This window comes from Alcanivorax nanhaiticus (assembly GCF_000756665.1).
Lineage (GTDB): Bacteria > Pseudomonadota > Gammaproteobacteria > Pseudomonadales > Alcanivoracaceae > Alcanivorax > Alcanivorax nanhaiticus.
Window position 1 is genome coordinate 220,222 of sequence record NZ_ARXV01000005.1, and the last position, 25,901, is coordinate 246,122.

Annotated in this window: 23 protein-coding genes; 7 read left to right on the forward strand and 16 right to left on the reverse strand. The window is 55.2% G+C overall.

What is annotated here, in order from left to right:
- Positions 1-3 precede the first annotated feature (3 nt).
- On the forward strand, positions 4-639 hold the full coding sequence (locus Y5S_RS08405) for a DUF2238 domain-containing protein (RefSeq protein WP_035232148.1): 636 nt from the start codon (positions 4-6) through the stop codon (positions 637-639).
- Between the two features lie 105 nt (positions 640-744).
- Entirely contained in the window at positions 745-2,160 is a 1,416-nt protein-coding gene (locus Y5S_RS08410; RefSeq protein WP_035232151.1) for a fatty acid desaturase, read from the forward strand.
- A 6-nt stretch (positions 2,161-2,166) separates the two neighbouring features.
- Here Y5S_RS08410 and Y5S_RS08415 read toward each other — a convergent pair whose 3' ends face one another.
- On the reverse strand, positions 2,167-3,195 hold the full coding sequence (locus Y5S_RS08415) for a helix-turn-helix transcriptional regulator (protein WP_035232153.1): 1,029 nt from the start codon (positions 3,193-3,195) through the stop codon (positions 2,167-2,169).
- Between the two features lie 152 nt (positions 3,196-3,347).
- On the opposite strand from Y5S_RS08415, the gene Y5S_RS08420 reads away from it, so the two are divergent.
- Together Y5S_RS08420 and Y5S_RS08425 are read left to right on the forward strand one after the other, a co-directional pair.
- Positions 3,348-4,523, forward strand: coding sequence for an alkane 1-monooxygenase (locus Y5S_RS08420; RefSeq protein ID WP_035232155.1), 1,176 nt, complete (start codon positions 3,348-3,350; stop codon positions 4,521-4,523).
- Between the two features lie 138 nt (positions 4,524-4,661).
- The gene (locus tag Y5S_RS08425) at positions 4,662-5,882 is read left to right on the forward strand and encodes a saccharopine dehydrogenase family protein (protein WP_035232157.1); all 1,221 of its coding nucleotides are present in this window, start codon (positions 4,662-4,664) and stop codon (positions 5,880-5,882) included.
- A gap of 54 nt (positions 5,883-5,936) precedes the next feature.
- On the opposite strand, the gene Y5S_RS08430 is transcribed toward Y5S_RS08425, so the two are convergent.
- The 5 genes from Y5S_RS08430 to Y5S_RS08455 all read right to left on the reverse strand — a co-directional run bounded on the left by Y5S_RS08430 (position 5,937) and on the right by Y5S_RS08455 (position 13,647).
- Entirely contained in the window at positions 5,937-6,284 is a 348-nt protein-coding gene (locus Y5S_RS08430) for a DUF805 domain-containing protein (protein WP_035232158.1), read from the reverse strand.
- A 368-nt stretch (positions 6,285-6,652) separates the two neighbouring features.
- The gene (locus Y5S_RS08440) at positions 6,653-7,564 is read right to left on the reverse strand and encodes a bestrophin family protein (protein WP_035232161.1); all 912 of its coding nucleotides are present in this window, start codon (positions 7,562-7,564) and stop codon (positions 6,653-6,655) included.
- Between the two features lie 151 nt (positions 7,565-7,715).
- Positions 7,716-9,149, reverse strand: a complete 1,434-nt coding sequence (locus tag Y5S_RS08445) for an efflux transporter outer membrane subunit (RefSeq protein WP_035232162.1) — start codon at positions 9,147-9,149, stop codon at positions 7,716-7,718.
- Complete coding sequence (locus Y5S_RS08450; RefSeq protein ID WP_035232163.1) at positions 9,142-12,339, reverse strand: efflux RND transporter permease subunit; 3,198 nt, start codon at positions 12,337-12,339, stop codon at positions 9,142-9,144. Before Y5S_RS08450 ends, Y5S_RS08445 begins: the two co-directional genes overlap by 8 nt.
- Positions 12,340-12,447: 108 nt before the next feature.
- Positions 12,448-13,647 (reverse strand): efflux RND transporter periplasmic adaptor subunit, encoded by a 1,200-nt coding sequence (locus Y5S_RS08455; protein ID WP_035232164.1) that lies wholly within the window; start codon positions 13,645-13,647, stop codon positions 12,448-12,450.
- 690 nt (positions 13,648-14,337) lie between these two features.
- Between Y5S_RS08455 and Y5S_RS08460 the strand changes: the two genes are divergently transcribed.
- On the forward strand, positions 14,338-15,294 hold the full coding sequence (locus tag Y5S_RS08460) for an AraC family transcriptional regulator (RefSeq protein WP_035232165.1): 957 nt from the start codon (positions 14,338-14,340) through the stop codon (positions 15,292-15,294).
- 134 nt (positions 15,295-15,428) lie between these two features.
- Here the strand turns inward: Y5S_RS08460 and Y5S_RS08465 are convergent, their stop codons facing one another.
- The 3 genes from Y5S_RS08465 to Y5S_RS08475 are packed head-to-tail and all read right to left on the reverse strand — an operon-like array spanning position 15,429 to position 17,809.
- Entirely contained in the window at positions 15,429-16,190 is a 762-nt protein-coding gene (locus Y5S_RS08465) for an ABC transporter permease (RefSeq protein WP_035232245.1), read from the reverse strand.
- 2 nt (positions 16,191-16,192) lie between these two features.
- A complete protein-coding gene (locus tag Y5S_RS08470; protein ID WP_197055116.1) occupies positions 16,193-17,146 on the reverse strand; it encodes an ABC transporter ATP-binding protein in 954 nt (317 codons plus the stop codon).
- 60 nt (positions 17,147-17,206) lie between these two features.
- On the reverse strand, positions 17,207-17,809 hold the full coding sequence (locus tag Y5S_RS08475; protein WP_197055117.1) for an NADPH-dependent FMN reductase: 603 nt from the start codon (positions 17,807-17,809) through the stop codon (positions 17,207-17,209).
- Positions 17,810-17,888: 79 nt separating this feature from the next.
- Between Y5S_RS08475 and soxR the strand changes: the two genes are divergently transcribed.
- Together soxR and Y5S_RS08485 are read left to right on the forward strand one after the other, a co-directional pair.
- Positions 17,889-18,338 carry a redox-sensitive transcriptional activator SoxR gene (gene soxR, locus Y5S_RS08480; protein ID WP_156107659.1) on the forward strand — a complete coding sequence of 150 codons (450 nt, stop codon included), beginning with the start codon at positions 17,889-17,891 and terminating at the stop codon, positions 18,336-18,338.
- A gap of 139 nt (positions 18,339-18,477) precedes the next feature.
- The gene (locus Y5S_RS08485) at positions 18,478-19,491 is read left to right on the forward strand and encodes an isocitrate dehydrogenase (RefSeq protein ID WP_035232167.1); all 1,014 of its coding nucleotides are present in this window, start codon (positions 18,478-18,480) and stop codon (positions 19,489-19,491) included.
- Positions 19,492-19,584: 93 nt separating this feature from the next.
- Here the strand turns inward: Y5S_RS08485 and Y5S_RS19130 are convergent, their stop codons facing one another.
- From Y5S_RS19130 to hemH, 7 genes are all read right to left on the reverse strand, one after another.
- Complete coding sequence (locus tag Y5S_RS19130) at positions 19,585-21,225, reverse strand: hypothetical protein (protein WP_156107661.1); 1,641 nt, start codon at positions 21,223-21,225, stop codon at positions 19,585-19,587.
- 159 nt (positions 21,226-21,384) lie between these two features.
- Positions 21,385-22,032, reverse strand: a complete 648-nt coding sequence (locus Y5S_RS08495) for a helix-turn-helix transcriptional regulator (RefSeq protein ID WP_035232168.1) — start codon at positions 22,030-22,032, stop codon at positions 21,385-21,387.
- Positions 22,033-22,181: 149 nt separating this feature from the next.
- Positions 22,182-23,276, reverse strand: a complete 1,095-nt coding sequence (locus Y5S_RS08500; protein ID WP_035232169.1) for a hypothetical protein — start codon at positions 23,274-23,276, stop codon at positions 22,182-22,184.
- 42 nt (positions 23,277-23,318) lie between these two features.
- Positions 23,319-23,717, reverse strand: coding sequence for a hypothetical protein (locus Y5S_RS08505; protein ID WP_035232171.1), 399 nt, complete (start codon positions 23,715-23,717; stop codon positions 23,319-23,321).
- Positions 23,718-23,788: 71 nt separating this feature from the next.
- Positions 23,789-24,148: a hypothetical protein gene (locus Y5S_RS08510; protein ID WP_035232173.1), complete on the reverse strand. Its 360-nt coding sequence runs from the start codon at positions 24,146-24,148 to the stop codon at positions 23,789-23,791.
- Positions 24,149-24,219: 71 nt separating this feature from the next.
- Positions 24,220-24,585: a hypothetical protein gene (locus tag Y5S_RS08515; RefSeq protein ID WP_035232175.1), complete on the reverse strand. Its 366-nt coding sequence runs from the start codon at positions 24,583-24,585 to the stop codon at positions 24,220-24,222.
- 137 nt (positions 24,586-24,722) lie between these two features.
- Positions 24,723-25,802: a ferrochelatase gene (gene hemH, locus Y5S_RS08520; protein ID WP_035232178.1), complete on the reverse strand. Its 1,080-nt coding sequence runs from the start codon at positions 25,800-25,802 to the stop codon at positions 24,723-24,725.
- Between the last annotated feature and the right edge of the window lie 99 nt (positions 25,803-25,901).

Below are 25,901 nucleotides of genomic sequence, written 5' to 3' on the forward strand. Positions count from 1 at the left end.
ACCATGATCCGTGCCGCTTACACCCGCTATGCCCTGACACTGCTCTCCCTGTTTGGCGTCTACTGGGTGGCTCTGGCCATCGCCCCGTTGCATCGCAACGACTGGCTGCTGGAAAACGTGCTCGTGGTACTGGCGCTACCGATTATGATTATGGGCTGGCGGCGCTATCAATTCTCCCGCACCGCGATTACCGCGCTCTGGCTGTTCATGCTGTTGCATGTGCTGGGCTCCCATTACACCTATGCACAAGTTCCCTACGATCGCTGGTCGGAGCAGTTGTTCGGCCACACGATGAACAGCCTGTTTGGTTGGCAACGCAATCACTTTGATCGCCTGGTCCATTATCTTTTCGGCTTCCTTTTCATACCCGTGTTATGTGAATGGCTGGCACAGGCGGGGGGAATGACACGACGATGGCAATACACATTTGCAATCAGTCTGATCATGGCCATTTCCGGACTCTATGAAATTATCGAGTGGATCGCCGCCGCTCTGTTCGGCGGGGACCTGGGCCAAGCCTACCTCGGCACTCAGGGAGACATCTGGGATGCCCAGAAAGACATGGCCCTGGCGGGTGTGGGTGCGCTAACAGGCACCCTGATACACAGTCTGAGGTTCACGCTGATACGCAAAAAATAGCCATCCATCAACGATTGCCAACTCGATACAAACCGCAACTTGGCCAACCACAAAAACAGGTTTACGGTGAAAGAGAAAGACGGCGTTCAACTGTCGAGGTGAACCATGGCTTTCGCACACACTCAATCCACGTCCTGGCAGGATGGCAAGCGTTACCTGTGGCTGCTCAGCCCCGGGATTCCGGTACTCGCCCTGACTCTGCTGTTGATCTACCAGTTTGTCTGGTCATGGCCAGTGTTGTTATGGGGTGGGCCGATTCTGGTCTATGGACTCATTCCCTTTGCTGACTGGGTCATCGGCACCGACACCAACAATCCTCCGGAATCCGCCGTACAGGAACTGGAAGACGACCGTTACTATCGATTGATTGTTTACGCTTACATTCCCACCCAATACCTGGCCACTATTCTCGGGGCCTGGATTGTCGCTCAGGGGAATGCCCCCTGGTGGGGAATCGCCGGCCTGATCCTCAGTGTGGGGGCAGTAAACGGTATCGCCATCAACACCGCCCATGAGCTGGGCCACAAGAAAGGCAAGCTGGAACGCTGGCTGGCTAAAGTTACCCTGGCACCGGTGGCCTATGGCCACTTCTTTGTGGAACACAACAAGGGGCACCACAAAAATGTGGCAACCCCCGAAGATCCTGCCAGTTCGCGTATGGGTGAATCCTTCTGGCAGTTCCTGCCACGCACCATGATCGGCAGCCTGAAATCGGCCTGGCATATCGAGGCACAACGGCTGGAGCGTTGCGAGCAACCGCTGTGGTCGCTCAAAAACGAAAATCTACAGGCCTGGCTGATGACGGTGGTGCTTTTTGTACTGCTGACCGCCTGGTTTGGCTGGATCGTTCTGCCTTTCCTGCTGCTTCAGGCCTTTTACGGAGCCTCACTGTTGGAAGTGATCAACTACATGGAACATTACGGCCTGCTACGACAAAAAGATGAACGCGGCCGTTATGAGCGCTGTCAGCCGCGTCACTCCTGGAACAGCAACCACATTGTGACCAACCTGTTTCTGTATCAGTTGCAGCGCCACTCCGATCACCACGCCAACCCCACCCGACGATTTCAGGCGCTGCGCCATTTTGATGACAGCCCGCAATTACCTTCCGGCTATGCTTCCATGCTGATCCCGGCCTACTTGCCCTTTGTCTGGTTCAAGAAAATGGATCCGCTGGTCTATAAGCACTTCAAGGGCGATCTCACCAAGGCTAACCTGCAGCCGGAAAAACGTGACGCCCTGCTGGCCAAATGGCGCGCAGAACCCGTGACCTATCACAGTGCCGACTCTGACCCTTCCGTCGACGAGGTTGCTCTTGCCGCCGCCCGCAAGGCTGAACAGGAGCAAGATCGGCTTCACCAGTTTGAGTGCCCCAACTGTGGTTACGTTTACGATGAAAGTCAGGGGGATGAAAGCGAGGGGTTCGCGCCGGGCACACACTGGATTGAGATCCCCGACACCTGGTCCTGCCCGGATTGCGCCGTGCGCGACAAGGTGGACTTCACTCTCAAACAGCCCTGACGTTTATCAGGCTCCGACATCCCTGCGCATGGCCAGGGGTGTCTGGCCAAACCAGCGCCGAAAGGTACGACTGAAGTTAGAGGTATCCTGATAGCCGAGGCGTTCGGCTATCTGTTCTATTGGCATCGCCGTCTCCTGCAACATCCACAAGGCAAGATCCTTGCGCACTGCATCCAGCTGCTGCTGGTAACTCGTCCCTTCCGCCTTGAGTTTGCGAATCAGCGACCGTGGCGACATGGCAAAACGCTCTGCCATCACTTCCATGGTCGGGAATTCACCCACCTGATCCAGCAAGGCAATACTGATCTGCTGACTCAAGGGACCGCCCCGCTGCAACGTGGCCAGCTGATGTTCGCAGTCACGAATCGCATTGCGATGGGTCGCCGCATCCGCAGTAAGGCACGGCATGGCCAACAGATCCCTGGGGAGCGAAATGGAAAAACCGGGCGCACCGAACGTCATCGGGCAATCCAGCAAACCAGAGTAACGTGCCAGCAAGCCTGGCTCGGAAAAAGGCAGCGCCACAGCAAGGCGAGCAGTCTGGTTGGGCATCACTGCCCTGACCATCTGCACAAAGGTCCCCAGCAGCGCACCGTGAAGAAACTCCTGACAATCCTCCAGCGCCACCGTCTCAACCACATCGAGGCGCACCGCATCAGGCTCCTGGGTCAACGTGAGCGCGACCCACCGGATGCGGATGGACACAAACCGTTCCAGCACAGACAACATGTCAGCCAATGTCGCAGAGGACACCACCGCATAGCCGAGAGGGCCATGGGCAGAGACCGAGGTGGCACAGCCCAACTCCAGCCCTACGCCCTGCAGCCCGGTGAGCTCACGGGCACGACGTATCAGGCGTGACAGCTCGTCCAGACTGAGGTAGCGGTGCTCATTCACCAGCTCAGCCCATTGCAGCCGCGTCCCGCTGAAAATATCCGTCTGCGCATACCCCTGCCCTTGCAGCCAGGCACACAGCAGGCGGCTGTAGGTAGGGTGAATACCGGGTTTGAGGCGTTCCGTGGCGACGGGGTCCATGCGTGACACCTGCAGGCAAGTAGAGGCTACACGCTAAAACATTCTGTTTATCTTGTCACTATATGACGATTTAATGCCATTTCTGGCGGTGCTCTTTCGCTCACGCCCAGCGCATCATGCCTGCAATGCACAACAAAAATGAGGCAATAACCATGAGCAAGGCAGGTGTATTTATTGGCCCCTCTGGCGTGGAATACCGCGATCGCAAACGGCCACTGTGGATGGTTTCACTACTGGTACCCGGCAGCGTCTTTCTTGGCCCCATCCTTTACTTTGCCACCGGAGAAGCCCTCACCCTGTGGCTGCCGCTGGTGTTCTACTATCTGATCATTCCTCTGCTGGACATGCTGATCGGTGAGGACCTCAGCAACCCTCCGGAGGAGGTCGTCCCTCAGCTGGAAGCCGATGCCTACTACCGCTACATGACCTATGCACTGGTGCCCATTCTGATTGGCGCTTACCTGTTCGGCATGTGGTTTGTGGGCACTCATGTCCTTCCGTTCCATGGCTGGCTGGCGATGGTGTTACTGACAGGCACTATCTGCGGTGCCGCGGGCCTGAATCTTGGCCATGAGCTTGGCCACAAGAAAACCACTCTGGAACGTTGGCTGGCCAAGATTGTGCTGGCCCCACTGGGCTATGGTCATTTTCCTATCGAGCACAACAAGGGACACCATCGTGATGTGGCCACCCCGGAAGATCCGGCCTCCTCACGCATGGGGGAAACCATCTGGGGCTTTGCCCTGCGTGAAATTCCCGGTGCCTTTTTCCGCGCCTGGGAACTGGAAGCCAACCGACTGAAAAAACAGGGTCGCGCCGTCTGGTCGCTGCACAATGAGATTCTGCAACCCGCATTGATCAGCTTGGTCCTGTGGGGCAGCCTGATCGCCCTGTTTGGTTGGCAGATGGTGCCGTTCATTGCTGCGGTTACCCTGTGGTCCTACCTACAGCTGACCTCCGCCAATTATGTGGAACACTACGGCCTGCTACGCCACAAGCTGCCCGATGGCCGCTATGAACGCACCCAGCCGCACCACAGCTGGAACAGCAATCACATGTTCTCCAACTGGGCCTCGTTTCACCTGCAGCGACACTCCGATCATCATGCCCACCCGGCACGCCGTTATCAGAGCCTGCGGCATTTCGAGAATTTGCCCACCCTGCCCAATGGTTACTTTGGCATGTTCCTGCTCAGCTACATTCCTCCGCTGTGGTTTCGGGTGATGGACAAGCGCCTGCTTGCCCATGCTGGCAACCGTGCAGACAACATCAATTTCCACCCTCGCAAACAGGCCAAGCTGATCCGTCAGTACAATATCCAGCCCTGATTGCCGTCGCCGGTGTCGCAAAAAACGACACCGGCCACTCACCTCTCGTCTTTTTCACCGTTCCCCCCTTACATTGCTCCGCTTCTTCGATACTCTTTTCCTCTGAACCGACTCAGCCCGACTGAACAAGGAGTTCTCATGAGCGACGCCCCCTTTGATGTGGTGGTCTTTGGTGCAACCAGCTTCGTTGGCCAGATTCTGTGCCAGTACCTCACTGACACCTACGGTGTCGATGGAGACCTGAAATGGGCCGCGGCCGGCCGCAGCAAGGATAAACTCGAGCAGGTCAAAGCGGGCCTCGGCAACGCTGGCAGCACTCTGCCTTTGCTCACAGCCAACGCCAATGATCCTGCCAGCCTGGATGCGCTGTGTGCACAAACGCAAGTCATCATCTCCACCGTAGGCCCTTATGCCCTTTACGGTGAGCCTATGATCCGGGCCTGCAGCGAAAGCGGGACGGACTATTGTGATCTCACAGGTGAAGCCCAGTGGATTGCAGAGATGCTGGAAAAATACGAAGCCACTGCCAAGAAGAGCGGCGCACGCATCGTCCATTGCTGCGGCTTTGATTCCATCCCTTCCGACATGGGCACCTTCTTCCTGCAACAGCAGGCACAAAAGCAATTCAAGGCACCGGCAATCCGCGTTGCCATGCGCGTCAAAGTGGCCAAGGGTGGTGTATCCGGCGGTACCGTTGCCAGCATGATGAACATCGCGGAGGAAGCCGGCAAAGATCCGGCGCTGCGCAAGAAACTGGCCAACCCCTACCTGCTGTGCCCGCCTAATCACAAACTGACCGCCCGTCAGCACAGCATCACCATGCCGGAATACGATGACGACCAGAAAGCGTGGGTCGCGCCCTTTGTGATGGACGCCATTAACAGCCGCGTTGTTCACCGCTCCAATGCGCTGAACGACTACAGTACCGAGATGACCTACAACGAAGGCATGCTCACCGGTGACGGCGTCAGTGGCCGCCTGAAAGCGCTTGGCATTGGAGTGGGCACCGGCCTGTTCTTTGGTGCTGCTGCACTGGCCCCCACTCGCTGGGCGCTGAACAAATTCGTGGTGCCGCAACCCGGGGAAGGCCCCAGCCCGGAAGCCCAGAAAGCCGGCTTCTATGATATCCGTCTGGTCGGCCACACCACCAAGGGAGAAACCATCAAGGTGAAAGTCACCGGCGATGCTGATCCGGGCTATGGATCAACCGCCAAGCTACTGGGAGAGTCTGCCGCCTGTCTGGCCAAGGATATTTCCGCTGAAGCACCCGGCGGCTTCTGGACCACCGCATCGCTGATGGGAGAGACGCTACTAAAACGTCTCAAGCAACGTGCAGGGATGACATTCGAGGTGATCTAGCATTATCAGGACAAAAAAAACGGCGCCCAGGGCGCCGTTTTTTTACGCTTGCGATCAGGCTTTTGCGGGAGCATCGCCGTAATCGTTGGCACCACTTTCGCCTTCCAGAACCATGAACACCAGAAGCACGATAAAGCCTACAACAGGCACCAGGCTGATCAGCAGCCACCAGCCGGAACGTCCAGTGTCATGCAGACGACGAATGGCCACCGCAATACCAGGAATCAGCACTGCCAGGCTATAGATCAAACCCAGGATGCCCGGACCACCAAACAAGCCCTCAACAAAGCCCAGCACGAAAGAAATAATGATGTTGAACAGGACAAACATCCAATACTCGGTGCGATGTGCTCGACCGGAAAAACCTGCGTAATTTTTGAGAACAGCAAGATACCACTGCATTGATACAACCCCTTTAACCAATTAAACGTTCAAAAGAATTCAGACAAGAGGACAGACGCTTCCTTACGCAAGACCTCATCCCTTCTCCCTGAAAATCCTGACAAAAACTACTACAACAACGATGCTCTTTCATCCGCTTTCTGCCGATTTATTGAAAAGCCTCACGACAGAAATCTGGCGCAGCAAGGATCTCGAGCCGATATGACAGGGCCATGACATAGCCAGCAACATCCGTTCTGGGGAACGTTTCCCCAGCAGAAACGTTCAGCAGGATCACCACTATCCAGTCTGCATCAACGATAGCAGGCCACGCCGCAGCTGGCTTACCCCATATTGGGTAAAGCAACGTGCCCGCCACCACATCATGGTTACTGCAACTGGAATAATTTCACCGGCAACGGTTGCGGGGCCTGCTCACCTAAAGCATCAGCCACAGAAATTTCATGGATACGGCACAAGGCGTCCAGAGGAAGATCATTCGGGGCGCGGCCGAATGGGGTCTCAAGGTGTTCTGACAATTTGTCGATACCAAAAAAAGTATAGGCAACGGCAGCTACCAGAACGGGGGCACCCCAACCCACTCCACCGATCAGGGCAAAGGGAAGCAAATAGCAATAAACATAAGCGGTACGATGTACCAGCAGGGTGTACGCGAATGGCAAAGGCGTGGATGCAATCCGCTCACAAGCCGCCTGAATACCACTGAGTGCCGTCAGCCGCTCTTCCAGCAATTTCAGCCCTATGCTGTCTAACCTTCCCTGTCGATACTGCTCCCCCAGCAACTCGCCGGATTGGGCTATGAAGGCATCGGCAAGATTCGCTCGCTTGCGAGCTTCAGCAAGTGCAGGCGCCCCAACCCAATACGCCAGGTTCTCCCGCTCCGGCTCCTCTCTGAGTTGAGCTTTCAATGCATGGGCGTAAGCAAGAATTCGCATCAGCAGTGCTCGCTGTACCGGATCGTGCTTACCCAATAGCGCGCTACTGGCACGAGCCAGACTGCGAATTTCATAGACCATCTGGCCCCACTGTTTGCGGGCCTCCCACCAACGGTCGTAAGCAGCGTTGTTTCGAAAACCCAGCAAAATCGAGAGGACAATACCCAACAAGGTAAATGGCATCACCGTAAGATCACTGATGGGCCAAAGCTGGAAACGGCTGATGATCGTCAACCCGATCGCAAACAGGGCAACACTCAGGATATGGGGCAGAATTTCCGGGACAATGGAACCGCGCAGCGTAAACAGCAACGCAATCGCGTTGGGGCGGTCACGAACAATCATCAGGCTGCTTCCTTGATCAATTAGGGCCGGTTAAGGAGCCTCTGAATAATTCCTTGCACGCTGAGTACGCGAGGCGTTATTTAGAGGCTCGTTATACAATCTGCATGATACGGGATTGCCTGACCGTCTGCTCTGGGGAGCCTCCCTTATCTTATGGAGTCTGCGCGACTGCCAGTCCCTCATGCTGTTGTGGCTGTGGCGCACCGGCAAGCGCACGGTAAACGGCCACCATCGCCTGGACTTCATTGGTTCGACCGCGCACCTCAGCATCGCGGATAACGGTCAGCTCTTGCTCCGCCGCCAGCACTTCAAAATAACCGATAAAACCCCGTTCATAGCGGGTGCGAGCCAGTTCGGCGGCACGCCCAGCATCCTCCGATGCCAGCATCAAGCGCTCTGCCCGGGCACGCGCTTCACGGTAACTCACCAACCGACTCTCCGCCTCTTCCAGCGCCAACAGCACCGCTTGCTGGTAGGCCGCCAAGGCCGCCCGGCTATCCGCATCGGATGCCTCGATACGTGCCCGCACCTTGCCATAGTCCAGAAAGGTCCAATCGACGCCCAATGCCACACGACGGGATTCTGCCGAACCACTGAACAGATCACTGCTATCCGTGGCCACCGAACCCAGCAAGCCACTCAACGTAAACCGAGGGAAAAGGTCTGCCGTTGCGACGCCCACTCGTGCTGTTGCCGCCGCCAATCGCTGTTCCGCCGCCGCGATATCCGGCCGCCGCCGCAAGACCTCCGCGGGGCTGTCCACAGGGATCACCGGCACGCTATCCGGTAACGGCTGCACCGGCGACAACACTGCCAGCAGCGCCGCAGGGGACCGGCCTGTCAGCACAGCGATGCGATGCATGGCCACCTGGATAGCCGCTCGCAAACTGGGCAGAGCAGCACGAGTTCGCTCCAGCTGCGCCCGTGCCCGCACCTGATCAAACTCGGTACCACGCCCGGCATCCAGCCGTGCCGTAACAATCGCCAGCGTCTCTTCCTGCAGGATCACATTCTGTTCTGCTACCAGCAGACGCTGTTGCAGACCGCGCAATTCGAAGTAGGTATTGGCCAGCTGCCCAGCCAACGCCACCTGCAACGCTCCCACATCTGCACCAGACGCAGCCAACTCTGCCTTTTGTGATTCTGTTGCACGACGCAAACGACCAAACAGATCCAGCTCCCAGCTGGCATTGAGACCCGCCTGATAGACCTCAACTCGCTCCGGCCCCGCACCCGCCGGAGTGCGCTCCACATCAGCCAGGTGTTGCTCGGCACCGCTGGCGCTGACAGTCAGGCTTGGCCACTGTTCGCGACGAGTACCGTACAACAAAGCCGCGGCGCGATCGTAACGAGCGACTGCACCCTGCAGGTCAAAATTGGCCACCAGCGTTTCACCAATCAGCTCCGCCAACAACGGATCGTCAAACCCTTGCCAGAAACGTTGCTCTGCCAGCGGAAAATCGCCAGCCTGATGCTCCGCGCTGAACGTCTCCGGCTCAGGCGTTTGCGGTTTTTCATAATCGGGGCCGACAGCACAACCGGATAACACTAGCAGCGCAGCAGCCATCCACACGGATTTATGCATGTTGATCTCCTTCTGTCAGCGAGCCATGGGCACCACCCTCAAGGGTGCTGGCATTGTGGCTTACCGGTGGTTTACTGCCGGCCAGCTTGCGCAAGGCAACATAGAACACGGGCGTCAGGAACAACCCGAACAGGGTAACCCCCAGCATGCCGAAGAACAGTGCCACGCCCAGCGCCTGGCGCACTTCTGCACCGGCACCACTGCCCAGCACCAGCGGCACGACTGCCGCCGTGAAGGTAATGGACGTCATGATGATCGGTCGCAGACGCAACCGGCAGGCTTCCAGTGCCGCTTCCACCACGCCCTTGCCCTGCATTTCCAACTCGCGGGCAAACTCCACGATCAGAATGGCGTTCTTGCAGGCCAGTGCAATCAGAACCACAAGCCCAACCTGAACAAAGATGTTGTTGTCGCCACCGAAGAACCACACACCCATCAACGCGGACAGCATGCACATGGGCACGATCAGGATGACCGCCAGCGGCAGGGTCCAGCTTTCGTACAATGCTGCCAGCACCAGAAACACCAACAGGATCGACAGAGGAAAGACCAGCAACGCTGCATTCCCCTGGGTGGCTTGCTGGTAACTCAGGTCAGTCCACTCGAAGGTCATGCCGTTTGGCAGCACCTGTTCGGCAATGCCGTTCAACACTTCCATGGCCTGGGCAGAAGACAACACCCGTGGGTCTGCCTCACCGGCCAGATCCGCTGCGGGGTAACCGTTGTAGCGCAACACCGGGTCAGGGCCGAAATCCTGGGTGACAGTGACCATGGAACCAATCGGCACCATCTCGCCATGAATATTGCGGGTACGCAGACGACTGATATCGGCAATGTCATCCCGGAACGGCGCATCCGCCTGGGCAATCACCTGCCAAGTGCGGCCGAACTGGTTGAAATCGTTCACGTACGCCGAGCCAAGATAAGTCTGCAGGGTGTCGAACAGTTCGGTTATCGGTACGCCCTGCGCCTTGGCTTTAAGACGATCCACCTGTGCATTTAGCTGCGGCACATTGGCCTGATAGCTAGTGATGGGAAAGCCCATGCCCGGCGTCTGGGCCACAGCACCCTGGAAGGCATTCACCGCATTTTGCAGCTCGCCGTAACCCAGGTTGGCTCGGTCCTCAATAAACAGCTGGTAACCAGAACCATTCCCCAGCCCGAGGATAGGCGGCGGCATGAACGAGAAGGTGAACCCTTCTTTCAGACCAGCGATTTTCTGATTGATCTCGGCATTAATTTCTTCTGCTGTCCGCTCACGCTTGTCGAACGGTTCCAACGGGAAGAAGGCCACACCGGTATTGGAGGTGTTGGTAAACTGCAACGCGTTCAGGCCCGGAAATGCCACTGAGTGCGCCACGCCTTCCGTGCTCATGGCGATGTCGGTGACTTTTTGCAGCAGTTGATCAGTACGCTCCAGAGAGGCACCTTCCGGCAATTTCACCCCGGCGATCAGATACATCTTGTCCTGTACCGGAATAAACCCTGGCGGCACAATCTTGAAGATCAGACCGGTGCCAGCCAGCAACAAGGCGTAGATGACAAAGACCGCGCCACGGTGCCGCAGGGAACGGCCGACGCCATTCTCGTAACGCCCGGAACTGGCATTGAAGAAACGATTGAACGGACGGAACAACCAGCCAAACAAGGCATCAATAATACGACTAAGGCGATCCTTCGGCGCATCGTGTGGCTTGAGCAACATGGCCGCCAAAGCGGGTGACAAGGTGAGCGAGTTGACCGTGGAAATCACCGTGGAGATTGCGATGGTAACGGCAAACTGGCGGTAGAATTGCCCGGTCACCCCTGACAGAAATGCCATGGGAATAAAGACCGCACACAGCACCAGACCGATGGCGATAATCGGGCCGGAAACCTCTTTCATGGCCTGATGTGCCGCCGCCAGCGGCGTCAGCCCTTCCTCGATATTTCGCTCCACGTTTTCCACCACCACGATGGCATCGTCCACCACAATCCCGATGGCGAGCACCAGACCGAACAGGGTCAGGGTGTTAATGGAATAGCCCAGCATATACAGCGCAGCAAAGGTACCGACAACGGAGATGGGCACCGCCAGCAACGGAATAATCGAAGCACGCCAGGTCTGCAGGAACAGGGTGACAACCAGCACCACCAGCAAGATCGCTTCCAGCAGCGTCTTGACTACTGAACGAATGGAATCACTGACAAAGATTGTCGTGTCATAAACGGTTTCGTATTGCACCCCTTCCGGGAAACGGGTGGCCAGCTCATCCATGGCCGCGATCACGGTGTCACGAATTTCCAGCGCATTGGCATTCGGCGCCTGGAAGATACCGATGCCCACCGCATCCTTGCTGTCCAGCTGGGAGCGCAAGGTATAGTCACCGGCCCCCAGTTCCAGGCGCGCCACATCAGAGAGACGGACAATTTCTCCATCAGCACCGCTCTTGAGAACGATGTCGTTGAATTCCTCCACGGTGCGTAGTCGACCCTGCGCATTAATCAAGGTCAGGAAATCGCTGCCCGGCATGGGCTCTGCCCCCAACTGACCAGCAGACACCTGGATATTCTGTTCGCGCATGGCGGCCACAACGTCGCTGGCGGTCAGTCCCCGTGATGCTACCTTGTCCGGATCCAGCCAGGCACGCATGGCATAATCACCACCGCCAAAGACCTGAGCCTCCCCAACGCCATTGATACGCGCCAGCACATCACGCACATGCAGGCGTGCATAGTTGCGCAGGTACAGCGTATCGTAGCGGCCATCGGGTGACGTCAGGTGGACCACCATCAAGAACGTAGGGGATTGCTTCTGGGTGGTGACACCCTGCCGACGCACGTCTTCAGGCAAACGTGCCAACGCCTGGCTAACCCGGTTCTGCACCCTGACCGTGGCATCGTCGGCGTCAATTTCCGGACGGAACGTCACCGTCATTTGCAGTACGCCGTCGGAACCTGCCACGGATTTAAGGTACATCATGCCCTCGACCCCGTTGATGGCTTCTTCCAGTGGGGTGGCCACGGTTTCGGCAATGACTTTCGGGTTGGCACCGGGGTACACCGTACGCACCACCACAGACGGCGGCACCACTTCCGGGTATTCACTCACCGGCAGGCTGGGTATCGAGATCAACCCCACCGCGAAGATAATGATCGACAACACCGCCGCAAAAATCGGCCTGTCGACGAAGAAGCGGGAAAAATTCATGGCAAAAAGCTCCTGCCAGCAGCACCTTGTCATTCGGCGCTGCTGCCCTGTGTCGTTCCCAATGGATGCCGGGGTACAGTCCGGCGTGCGTGAATTGCTGCTATCGGATCACGGTTGTACCGCGGCCACCTCACTCGGGGTCTGCATGACCGGAGCTGCGTCCTGATCTTTCATTGCGACTTGCTGCGGTTGCACTGGCATGCCATCAAAAAACACCTTCTGCACACCATTGATAATCACACGGTCACCGCTGTTGAGACCGTCACGGATTACCAACAAATCATCCACCGAACGGCCGGGCGTTACCTGGCGACGGGCCGCCACATTGTCCTGGTTCACCACATAGACAAAACGGCGATCCTGATCCGTCAGCACGGCCTTTCGACTTACCAGCACAGCGGTTTCGAGATCGGCAACCGGCAACTGCACACGGGCAAACTGGCCGGGTTTAAAAATGCCATCCGGGTTGGCCAGCTCGGCCCGGTACTGCAGCGTCCCGGTACTCGCGTTGAGGCGATTGTCGATAAAATCCAGCTTCCCCTGGTGCGGAAACCCGGTCTCCCCGGCCAGCCCGATCCGCACCAGCGGCGACTTCCCCTCGGCAAGCACCTGTTGGCTATCCATGGCGGCCTGTTCATCCGCATCGAAATACACGTGCATCGGGTCCACAGACACCACGGTGGTCAGCAACGTCTGGTTGGCACTGGCAAGGTTGCCACGCGTCACCATAGCCCGCCCGGTACGGCCGCTGACCGGTGCCGTGACGCGGGTGTACTGCAGATCAAGCTGGGCGGTGTACCGTTCTGCATCCGCCGCATTCACCAGAGCTTTAGCGCTGAGAAGTTCGGCATTGCGCTGATCGTATTCCTCACGGGAAATTGCCCGGCTTTCCAGCAGCGACGTCGCCCGTTCAGCTCGACTTTGTGCCAGCGCCAGCTGGCTTCTGGCCTGTGCCAGCTGAGCCTTGGCCGCCTGTAATCTTGCCTCATACGGGCGCGGATCTATCTGAAAAAGCAGATCCCCTGCCTCCACCAGCTCACCTTCGTCAAAGGCAACCTTGTCAATATAACCACTGACACGAGGCCTCAGCTCGACGGTTTCCGGAGCGACGACCCTGCCCGTAAATGACTCCCATAACGTCACGGGCTCTTCGAGCACTTCCGCCACATCCACTTCAGGAGCAGGCATATGACCCTCAGCCTCACTGCGCGCATCGCAACCGGCCAGAAACACCACTGCGGCCAGCATCACTACCAGCCCCCACATCATTCCCGCACCACTGGCGGTCTCACCATTTAAACTTTCCATGCCTATACTCCCGCTGTACCCAGAACATGCTTCTCAGAATCAGTCGAACCCGACGGAGGCGAATCGACACCGTCCAGTAAAAGCCGGTAATAGAAAGCGCCGTCCGCTAGAGCATGCAGACTCTATTTCCTCAACCTAACTTGAGGTCAACTGCTATCATTGCGCGATTTTCCCTATCACCGTCATAGCCATATCGAATGCCGTTTTCTCAAAGAGGGGTCAGCACAAATCAGTGCATCCGGCGATTAACAGGCAGATGGATACAGTAGGGAATCGAGGTCGTGAGGTGATAGCGGGTTACTGCGCAAAGCTTGCCTGATTCTGTATAGCTAACGTCACAAGGGCAGGAAGCCACCCTGTCAGCGGCTTTGTTCCCGTACGATGGCAGTGTGGTTTCAGGCAAGTGACAAGCGGGAGCGCTCGTTGGCAATAGAAATACCTGATGCTCTCCGCCCCTGATTCACCCTTTAATTCAAGCAAATACAGTCGGATAGAGCGGATTGACAAATAGTGCGGAAATCAGCGCGACGCAGAATCCCGCCAGCCTTACAGGGTTGCCGAATCCCCCGCATCCGGCACGCCGGGTTGTCGGTTCCTGCGCAGTGATTGCCTAATTCTGCAGAAAATGTATGAATAACCCCACACCAGGTGGGGTGCAGGCCTATACTGCGCCCAACAGGAGGGCATGTCATGACATCCACGATTCCAGAGCTTCCCAAAAACCTTAGCGCCAGTCCGCAACGACAACTTGCCCAAATTGTTCATCGCTGGACAAGTGGTAATGGCATGCATCATAGCGCCATTGAAGGGGTCGATCTGTTCCGTTCGGATGCCTTGACCAGCTGCGCATCCACCGTTTATGAGCCTTCACTGATCTTTATTATTCAAGGCACCAAAACTGTCCAGCTAGGCGACAGGGAAATCGTCTACGGTCCACTAAGCTATCTGGCCAACTCAGTTCACCTCCCCGTGCTTGGGCAGATTGTGGACGCTTGCCAGGATCAACCCTATCTTGCGGCCAAAGTCGTCGTCGATACCCAGGAAGTGACCGATCTGGTACTCGAGCTGGGTGACAAGGTCGGCAGCTATGACCCCCATACACCCTGCCCGGAAGTCGGCTGCGGCCTGTGTATGTCACAGATGGATGATCGCATGCAGAACGCCCTGTTCCGCTTGCTAAGCTTGCTGGATTCACCGGATGACATCCCTATCCTTGCGCCGCTGGCACGCAGGGAAATTATCTACCGCGCCCTGATCGGTGAAATGGGCCCACGAATGCGCAAATTCGTTGCGGCAGACTCGCAGGCAAACCGCATCTCTCAGGTCATCTCTACCCTGAAAGACCGCTATGCAGAACCGTTACGGGTCAAGGAGCTGGCCGACGAAGCCAATATGAGTGAGTCGAGCCTGTTCCACAGCTTCAAACAAGTGACGCGCATGTCCCCACTGCAGTTCCAGAAGAAGTTACGCCTGCATGAAGCCCGCCGTTTAATGCTGAATGAAGGCTTGGAAGCTGCTACCGCCAGCTACCGGGTTGGTTATGAAAGCCCATCCCACTTCAGTCGTGAATACAGTCGCATGTTTGGCGCACCGCCCAAAGCGGATGTCATCAAACTGCGGGGAGAGCAGCTGGTAGTTAATAATTAATAATGAATAGTTAATAGCTCGCGGTTTTACTCCATCTCGCTTTAAACGCAAGAGGCCGCGCCCACAGGTTGGGCGCGGCCTCTTGCGTTTGAAGACAGGAAAAGTGATCTCGCGGAGTTATTAACTATTCATTATTAACTCTTAAGCCGATATCCCGTCCGAAATATCCACCAAACCAACCCCATGCACACCGCCAGGAAAAGCAATGTCATGCCCAGGCTGATGCCGATATGAACATCCGCTGAGCCAAAGAAGCTGTAGCGGAACCCGCTGATCAGATAAACCACCGGATTAAACAAGGTAACCGTTTGCCAGAAGGCAGGAAGCATGTCGATGGAGTAAAAGCTCCCTCCCAGGAACGCCAACGGTGTAATGATCATTAACGGGATAATCTGCAACTTCTCGAACGTATCCGCCCAAATCCCGATCAGAAAACCAAACAGGCTGAATGTAATCGCCGTCAGCAGCAGAAAACTGATCATCAATAGCGGATGCTCAATCTGATAATCCACAAACAATCGGGCCGTCACCAGTATCAGTATGCCCAGAATAGTGGATTTGGTAGCAGCTGCTCCCACATAACCGATCACGATCTCGACATAGGAAACCGGTGCGGATAGCACCTCATAAATGGTCCCGGAGAACGTTGGCATATAAATGCCGAATGACGCATTGGAAATGCTCTGCGTCATTAACGACAGCATGATCAACCCCGGAATGATGAAAGCGCCATAGCTGATGCCATCAATCTCCACCATGCGCGAACCTATCGCCGAACCAAACACGACAAAGTACAGCGAAGTGGAGATCACCGGAGAGGCCACACTTTGCATCAGCGTGCGCCAGGTGCGGGCCATCTCAAACTTGTAGATGGCGCGGATAGAGTAAATATTCAGTTTCATCCCGCCACCTCCTCAAGCTGGGACGGCTGGCCGTTATGCACCAGATCCACAAAAATGTCTTCCAGAGAGCTTTGCCGTGAGTGCAGATCCTTGAACTCAATACCCACGTCATTAAGTTGTCGCAATAGCTCCGCGATACCAGTGCTTTCCTGATTGGCATCATAGGTATAAACCAGAGAATAGCCCTCATCTGCCAGTTCCAGTGACAGGCCTTGCAGCTCAGCTGGCAGGATCTGCATGGGTTCGGCAAGATGAACCGTCAGTTGTTTACGCCCCAGCTGCTGCATCAGTCGCTCCTTCCTGTCCACCAGGATGATCTCGCCCTTACGGATAATACCAACCCGGTCCGCCATCTCCTCGGCTTCTTCAATATAGTGGGTGGTCAGAATGATGGTGACGCCTTGCTCCCGCAATTGACGAACCATTTCCCACATTTCCCGACGCAGCTCCACATCCACGCCAGCGGTAGGTTCATCCAGAAACAGAATCTTGGGCTCATGGGACAATGCCTTGGCGATCATGACACGTCGTTTCATTCCTCCTGACAACATCATGATCTTGTTGTCCTTCTTGTCCCATAGAGACAAAGACTTCAGCACTTTTTCAATATGGGCATCATTGCGGGGCTTGCCAAACAGACCGCGACTGAAACTCACCGTGGCCCAGACCGTCTCGAAGGAGTCAGTCGCCAGTTCCTGAGGCACCAGCCCAATAGCACTGCGCGCTTCACGGTAAGCCTTGATAATGTCATGACCATCCGCCAACACCGTACCGGAAGTTGGATTGACGATGCCGCAGATAATGCTGATCAGCGTCGTCTTGCCAGCGCCATTTGGACCAAGCAGGGCAAAGATTTCCCCTGACTGAATCTCCAGATCCACGCCCTTGAGGGCTTGAAACCCGGAGTCATAGACTTTGTTCAAACCCTGTACCGATATCACCGCACTCACTTCACTCTCCTCAACCTGCCACTTCATCCGCTTTGTTTGTCATTATGCCTGACAGCAACCTCAAGAGACCGACAGGTAAGGCCACTGCGCACGTCCCAGCCTGAGCACCCTGGCCCACCATGACAATTGATCCAGCTGCTGCTTCAGACTTCGTTCCGCCCGCAAGGGCTCCAGCAAGCCTTCCTGCTCGTCAAACAGCTCCCAGGCGTTCATGAAGCTCACTACCTTGCGCAGAGTCACTGTATGCAACTCTGCCAATACCAGACGCAACTGCTCCACCGCCCGCAACCCACCTGACACACCACCATAACTGATAAACGCCGCCGGTTTGGCCTGCCATGCTTCGCCTGTGACATCAATCACCTGCTTGAGTGCCGCCGGGAAGCTGTGATTGTACTCCGGGGTGACGACCAGGATGGCATCCGCCAGCTCAAGCCGCCGCTGTATTTTTTCAAGACCTTCATGGACACCAGAAGGAAAATGCGCAGGCAGGGCAAAGCCTCTCGGGTCAATCACATCCAGATCAAAGGCAGGATGCCGGCCAATACCGTCTTTGGCCCAGCGAACAACCTTGTCCGCAAATCGCCCTTCACGAGTACTGCCGATCAGTAGCGCCAGGCGCATCGCCCCCGGCTTCACGCTTTTGTCTTTTCCCACCGACATAATCTTCTCCTTTCTTGACCTGATGATGACGCCCAGTGTAGAACCTCAAGTAAACTTGAGATCAATTCAGGAACTGGCTATGACTCTGATCAATGCTGCCGATATCGACAAGGCACTTACCGTTGGTGAGGTCGCGGAACGCAGCGGTGTCGCGGTCTCCACCCTGCACTTCTACGAGAAAAAAGGGTTAATCAAGAGCTGGCGTACCGCCGGCAACCAGCGACGTTATCAGCGGGATATTCTGCGCAGGGTTGCAGTCATCAAGGTCGCCCAGCGCATCGGCATTCCGCTCGCAGAAATTACCGATGCGCTGTCCGCACTACCCGATGGCCGCTCGCCTACTGCACGTGACTGGAAACGCCTGTCAGCAAGGTGGCGTGAACAGCTTGATGAGCGTATCGAACAACTGACCATGTTGCGAAACCAGCTTAGCGACTGCATTGGTTGCGGATGCCTATCCATCAAGGCTTGCCGGTTGCGCAATCCCTACGACACCCTCAGCGAAGAAGGCCCCGGACCACATTTCTGAGTCTCCGTAGCCCTTTGTTTGTTTCCGCCATACCAATAGCCACATCGACCTTGGTCGGCATTCATTTTGCGGGCAGCGGCAGGCAAAATGGGAAGCCCCATTGAATTCATCCGCAGTGATTGCTCAAGCAGGAGGCAGTATGAACGACAACACCGTTACCGTAATTCCAGGCGATGGCATCGGGCCGGACATTGTGGATGCCACCGTCCGGGTACTAAAGGCGCTCGATTGCGGCCTCGAATTTGAGTACGCCATTGCAGGGCAAACCGCGCTTGATCAAGGGCTTGATCTGGTGCCCGAAGACACCCTGGCCACACTCAAGCGCAACCGCTTGGCACTCAAGGGGCCAATCACCACCCCCGTGGGAGGTGGCTTTACCTCCGTGAACGTAACCCTGCGCAAAACGTTTGATCTTTTTGCCAACGTACGCCCCGCCCTGTCCATCCCCGGAGTGAAGTCTCGCTACGACAACGTGGACATCATCACCATCCGGGAAAATATCGAGGGCATCTACTCCGGACTTGGCCAGACCGTCAGCGACGATGGCGAGACCGCCGAGTTACGCAGCCGCATTACACGCACCGAATCAGAGCGCCTACTTCGCTTTGCCTACGAAACCGCCGTGAAGCAGGGCCGCAAGAAAGTCACTGTGGTGCACAAAGCCAATATCATGAAATCCACTTCCGGCCTGTTTCTGGACGTCGCCCGCAAGGTACGCGAGGACTATCCACAACTGGAACACGAAGAAATGATCGTGGATGCCACGGCTATGCAGCTGGCCATGAATCCACACCGCTTCGATGTGATCGTCACCACCAACCTGTTCGGCGACATTCTCTCCGACCTCTGTGCGGGCCTGATCGGCGGGCTGGGAGTGGCACCTGGAGCCAACATCGGTGAGCACGGCGGCCTGTTCGAAGCCGTCCATGGCAGCGCGCCGGACATCGCCGGTAAAGGCATTGCCAATCCCACCGCCATCATTCTGGCCGGAGCCATGATGCTCGATTACATGGAACTGCATGACAAGGCGAAGCGGCTCCGCGACACCGTGCGCGATGTCGTCGGCAAGGGCGAGGTGGTCACACCCGATCTGGGAGGCCGCGCCAGCACCACTGAATTTACCGACGAGTTGATCCGGCATCTGACACAGTAACTCTACTATCCCCAGACACTCATTCACCCAGGAAGAACAACAAAAAAACGAGCCCAGCCGGGCTCGTTTTTTCTGTCATTGCAAGACCGTCGATTAATCACCAGGCGCAAGATCGCTCATAAAGAACCCTAGCAGGTTATGCGTTCCGCCATTGATATGACGGAAATCGACCAATGCTCTTGGCCCCTCTCCACCCTTCACCAATGCAAACTTCCAGGATCCCGTGCTCTGGTCCCCGGGGATAGTCTCAGTGAAGGAGAGCGTGCCACTCTGCAGGATATCCCAGGGCGCATTAATCATGGAGTCTTCTTCATCCTCCGTCCCCAACGCAAAGGTCAAAGTACCACTACCATCACCATTCAGGAAAACGGAACTCTTGTCGGCGTCGCCATCACCGTCCAGGTCTTCACCGACCATCTCAAATACAAAACCGAAACTGCCGCCATCGTCCGGGAATCCATCTTCGAGCAAGCGCTCTACGGCAACCGTGCTTGTCTTGCCGGAGAGATCCTTCAGTTCTACCGGGAAACGGCCAACACGGACGAACTCCACATTCTCCTCAGGCGAAATTGCCATCAAAAGGTCGCCGTAAAGCGTAGCTTCCACACTGGCAACAACGCCTTCTCCGGCATCAAAAAAACCACCCGGGCCATCCGTTTCAGTGACGTTGCCAGTAACCTGAAACTGGCCAGCACCAATACTGTATGTGCCCCATTCAGAGGAAACCGCAACCGCCTCACCATCATAGGCTTCAGTGTTATTGGAGTGAGCAATCACATAATTGCTACCATCCAGAATGGTCAGTACATTGAATCCTTCTGGTTCGGGAAGATACCAGGAACCAACATAAGGATTAGCGGAACTCTTCACCGCCACGAAAGGCGTCTGTGCCCCTTCCTCGCTGCCGAGATGCAGCTCATCCCCCACCAGCCTCAATGTATCAGTTCCTGTGCCAAGCCCTCCATCACCATCGGACTGGAATGACACTTCCGTATCCAGCTGCCCAGAGGCAGGGTCCCAGCTGTAAAACCCCCACTCCGCCGTAGCGGGGCCCTGATTATCATTGCCATACTTGTGGGCGACCACATAACGCTGCCCGTCCAGGAAAGTAATCACATTGATCTCTTCCCCCTCAGGCCCAAGACCATTGCTGCTCTCACCCTCCGGCTCAACAAAAACCCAACTGCCGCGAAGGTCTGCCTTTTGAGAATCATAAAAATGTTCATTGGCCGCCTGCTCAGATACTAACGCTCGGCCAATGGCGGCTTCTGCCTGAGCATCAAAGTCTCCAGACTGCCCTGTCACGTCCAACGCCACACCGGCCAAGACATTATGAGCTGCATCATTGATAGTAATGCCATTGTCCGGATCACCATCCTCATCCAGTGTCTGTAGCAACTGCAACACATTGGTTACTGCATCTGGGTCAGATGACATGTCTGCTGGCGTCACACGCCCCGTCGCCGCGACCGGAGGCAAGGTAGTTCCACCAATAGTGAACGTAACGGTGTCACCTTCCACATAGCGATATTCACCAAGCCCATTGGTCTTTCCACTCTTCCCGCCCGGTGCGGTGCTGTAGTTGATCCCTGCCACGGCACTGTCAGTAAACACACCAACATCTGAAGGCGTCTGAGATGAGCCCCCTCCCGTCCCACCGGACGAAGAACTATCCCCTCCACATGCGGCCAACATGACCGCCAATGACAGAGCACCATACTTGAATGATTTCATAATCCCTCCAGTTCTTAGCCTCAGAAACAGAACCAGACTAATGAAGGGCAATAAGCCTCACATCCCCCATGTTGGGGAGAAAAAAGCTTATCCTTCAAAATAATAACGAGGACGGAATCAATCGCAGAAAGGAGAGCGAGAACAGGTGCTCAAGCTAGCTCACGAAGAATGTTTCAGAACCAGTGCTGTCAGCTGGGCCTGGGAATGAACGCCCGTTTTCCGATAGATTTTCTTTATATGGTGCCGGACGGTATGCACCGACAATGCCATCACATTGGCAATATCTGCCGGGCGATACCCTTGGGAAATCAGGTTCGCCACCCTTTCCTCTGATTCCGTCAAACCAAACCGGGGACTGATCAGCCCAGCGTCATCACACGTTTCACGGCTTCCTGCCAAAAGAAAAATCGCTACCAGTCCATGGCAGAGAGAAAAATGCTTATCCCTCGTCTGCACAGTACTGACAAGTAGTCGGAATACGCTTTTATCGCCTCCCACAAGGGAGACAAAACCTGCTGTATTTCGCAAAAAGCAGTTTTCAATCAGGGCATCCAGTTCACGCTGCCTCTTGGCGTTCCGCAGTCGCAAACCTCCCTCCTCCAGCTTTACCTCTTCAGAATGAGACAATGCTGCCTCTACCCCGGAAGACCAGAACAACACATTTTTATTCGTATCCAATAGCAGCATGGCATCATATTCCGGCCGGGGAATATCCACCCGGGCAGCCCCTTCCTGTATGCATTCATGCCACAAAGCGCGCTCTATTTTATGAATCAATTTTTCTTCCACCGCCCGCTCACTTTCCACGCCCCCAGATCTCCCCCGTTTTCTTAACCACTTTAATCATGAAGCGACGCCTCCACATCACCCAAATAGGGGATAGATATTAAAACGCCCGCAAATGCGGGCGTCATGTTAAAGGCTGTCAATCGCTTTACTCAGCGAAAATGAGCTTATCAAGTCTCCGTAATTTCCAGGTCTGAATAACCCCTCTCTCTGATACAGGATCGAATATCATCAATATCAGGTTCGCGCGGGGTTCGGGCACCACGAACCATGACATAGTGATCGCTCAAATATTGGTAATCTTTATATACATCATCAGGGGCATCTGCATCCTCCACCGACACAGCACCATGCCTTAGATGATCAAAACGTTTTTCAATGCATGAGGCAACAAAATCCAGAGAACCTCTACCTTTATAATTAAATATATTGGTCCTCCAAATAATCACCTCCTGATCAGTATAGAAATTATCTGTCAGATTGGCGTTACAAAGTCTGCAGGTATATCGCAACCGGAAAGCCCCATCGTACTTACTCCTGTAGACCAGCGTTTCCGTTTCCTCTTTACCAATCTTGAACCCTTTACCTAAATAGACGCCATTTCTTATATTTAGAACCGATCCTGATAAAGCGTCACCCTCATCAATCCCTGAAAAATCAACCCAGTCATTCACTGTCCATGAATACGGACCTTTTCTCTCAGCACCTTTAAAACCCGTCAGCCCCATTTTGCTGACAGTTTTCCCATTCACAATCATATGAAAAATCAGGGATCCCTCTGCGTCTCGATAATTCCGCCCCTTAAACTTCACCGTTTGTACGCCCAGACTCTCATCCGGCAACGGCTTTGTTTTCTTATCCCATTCGTACACTTTGTAGCACCGCTCCTGCAAATCATCGGCAATTTGACGATCAAAGGTCGCAAACAAAACGGGGAACACGGTGACAACACTAAAAACGCACAGCGGAGGACTATAACGAATTGGCCCTCTTCGCTCATAAGACTCCTCAACCTTGACGGCATAAAGCGCCTTTTCCTGGGTGTAAACCTCAAAAGGATCCACCTTTACCTCAAGGTCTCCATCGGATATCTCGTAGCTCACATTCATATCGTAGTGTGAGAACTTGGCAGGAGACGTCGCATCGCCATAGTACCTGCTTTTTTCGTAAACACGGTCCGTCATATAGCTTGGACGTCCTGCATTGATGGTTCCACAACCTGACAGCAGAAATCCTATCGCGATAACAAGAAATGCGACCCTCATCTTCCCGTTCCCCTTTACCAACCTTTCACTCAACCCTGATGTTCAAAAATCGCTGTCTTCAGGATCAAAACCATACAAGCGCTTTACCGAGAACCCCTTCCTCACGAAATCTCTTTTGAAATCCTGATGACTCCTTGCCACCCCCGAAGGCGGATTATCATGGCACTCACAATCAGACTTCACACCCAGGGTGTACTTGAAATATTCAGGCACCTCACTACTGAAATAAGAGTGCCATTCATTCTTCGCATGGGTGCGCCCACTATCCAGTTGACAGCCACTATTCGATTGATAGTGAAAGCCGACCTTGGTGGATTCATAAAACACTTTCTTTTCATAGCTGTAGGCATAACCAATTGCCTCACACTGAAGGTAGTATGGAGAGGCCATGGCATTGGAAACCAACCCCAACGGTATCAACATCATCCAGAATAACTTCATTGCTCTTTCCTCTAGCCGTAGCGGCCTCACTATCATTCTCGCAACTGGCATCTCCCCCAAGAAGCTATGAATCAGTAGCTCCAGCGAACCCTGTGCACATCAAAGTCACGGTCACCCCAATTCGCAATCGCATCGCTTCTTTCATCTTCAGCATCACGCCTGGTGTCTTCCAGGTAGTACTCGCAAGTCACATCGTAAATCGTGCCTGAAGGAGAGTATCGCGACTCGATGAAGTCCCCGTAGCTATCGCTGACTTCACTGTCATAGATAGATGAAACACGAAACACATTGGAGATGTAGACCTCAAAGCGGTCGTCATCATAGGATCGGTATTCTGCTTCACAGAACAGGTAGCCACTGTCACCTGCCTGAGCAATGACAGCACAGGCCATCAGACTGCACCCCACCACACTTCTGGCTAAATTTCGCATTCCTCGTACCCCTTTCATTCATCACAGAGCAAGCCATCAACAGGCCGCTTATTTTGATTGCAGGCGATCAATCATTGCCGCCAATACAGCTTGTAGATTTGACCGCCGTCACCGTAGGACTGGCATCCTCCCCGCTCAACACCGCGAAGATGCGCTGCCGGGTACTGTTCGTTGTATTCCTGCAGCAAGGTCCATGCGATTGCCTTTGCGCAGGAGCACATTTCACTACGCGAAGCACCGCTGTCACTATCTGAAGGCTCAACAGCCGCGGCAAATGGCCGGCTTCCCACTGTTGTCTGGGTTTGGACAAAGAAACGATCATCCATGATGCATCGCCCTGCGCGATCTGCATTCGCCACTCCGGATATGCCCATACAGAGCATTATCATCATGAGCACGTCCCAGCCCTGCGTCATTCCCGCAATTATTCTGTTCATGTTGCCCCCATACGTCAGTTATCAATATGTCTGAGCCATGCTACAAAGGGCCCAACAGGCTCCGCATCCCCCATATTGGGGATATAACGAAAAACGCCCGCATATGCGGGCGTTTCAACAACTTATCGCTGGCAGCGTCACCTCAGCCTCTCAGCCCTTGCTGCACGAGCCTCCAGGGTGGAGCCTGCATTATCCCCACCTTCCCAGCCCTGCAGGTTCTCACTGATCAGCTGGGTTAAAGCATCCAGGTGCACGGGCTCGGCATTGAGCGCCGGAATATAGGCAAAGGACTCGCCGCCGGCCTGCTCGAAATAACCACGGTTTTCCATATCGATTTCCTCGATGGTTTCCAGGCAATCGGCAGAAAAACCGGGACAGAACACCTGCACGGATTTCACCCCATCGCCAGGCAGCGACTTCATTGTCGCATCCATGTAGGGCTGCAACCATTCTTCACGACCAAAGCGGGACTGGAAGGTGGTCATCCACTGTTCGTCGCTAAGACCCAGTGCGGCTGCCAGCAAGCGCGAGGTTTTGTGGCACTCGCAGAAATAGGGGTCGCCATTCAGCAGGTAGCGTTTGGGGACGCCGTGATAGCTGAAGATCAACTTGTCAGCACTACCATTATTCTCTCGAAAAGCGCGGATATGCTCGGCCATGGCCTGGATATAGGGCGGATAATCCGGGTAATGGCTGATGAAACGCAGGTCCGGAATCCAGCGGCGCTGGGTGAAATCCTTTGCCAGCGCATCAAAGGTGGAGCCATTCGTGGAACCGGAATACTGAGGGTACAGCGGCAACACCAACAACTGGCGTACACCTTCGTCTTCCATTTCCTGCAGCTGACTGGCGATGGAGGGGTTCCCGTAACGCATGCCCAGCTTCACCACCACATCATCGCCGCAGGTTTTCTGCAAGCGCTCACGAATGCCCTTGAGCTGATTTTCGCTGTGCACCAGCAACGGAGAGCCCTCCTCCGTCCATACCCTCTTGTAGGCGTGGGCAGAGCGTGGCGGACGAATCAACAAAATCACTTTAAGAATGAAGAACCAGATAAAACGCGGCACCTCTACCACTCGCGGGTCTGACAGAAACTCGCGCAGGTAGCGGCGCAGAGCGCCGGTTTCGGGGGCATCCGGGGTGCCAAGATTGGTGATCAGCACGCCGATGCGGCGAGGCTGACGATGGTCGAAATTGGGTTGTCCCTTGTAGGCCATCCGGTTCTCTCACTGAGGTAGATGCTTGAACGAGCCACTAGTGTAACCAGATAACGTCAAGACGCCATGATGCTGTTGGAATGAAGGTGGCCTGACGTC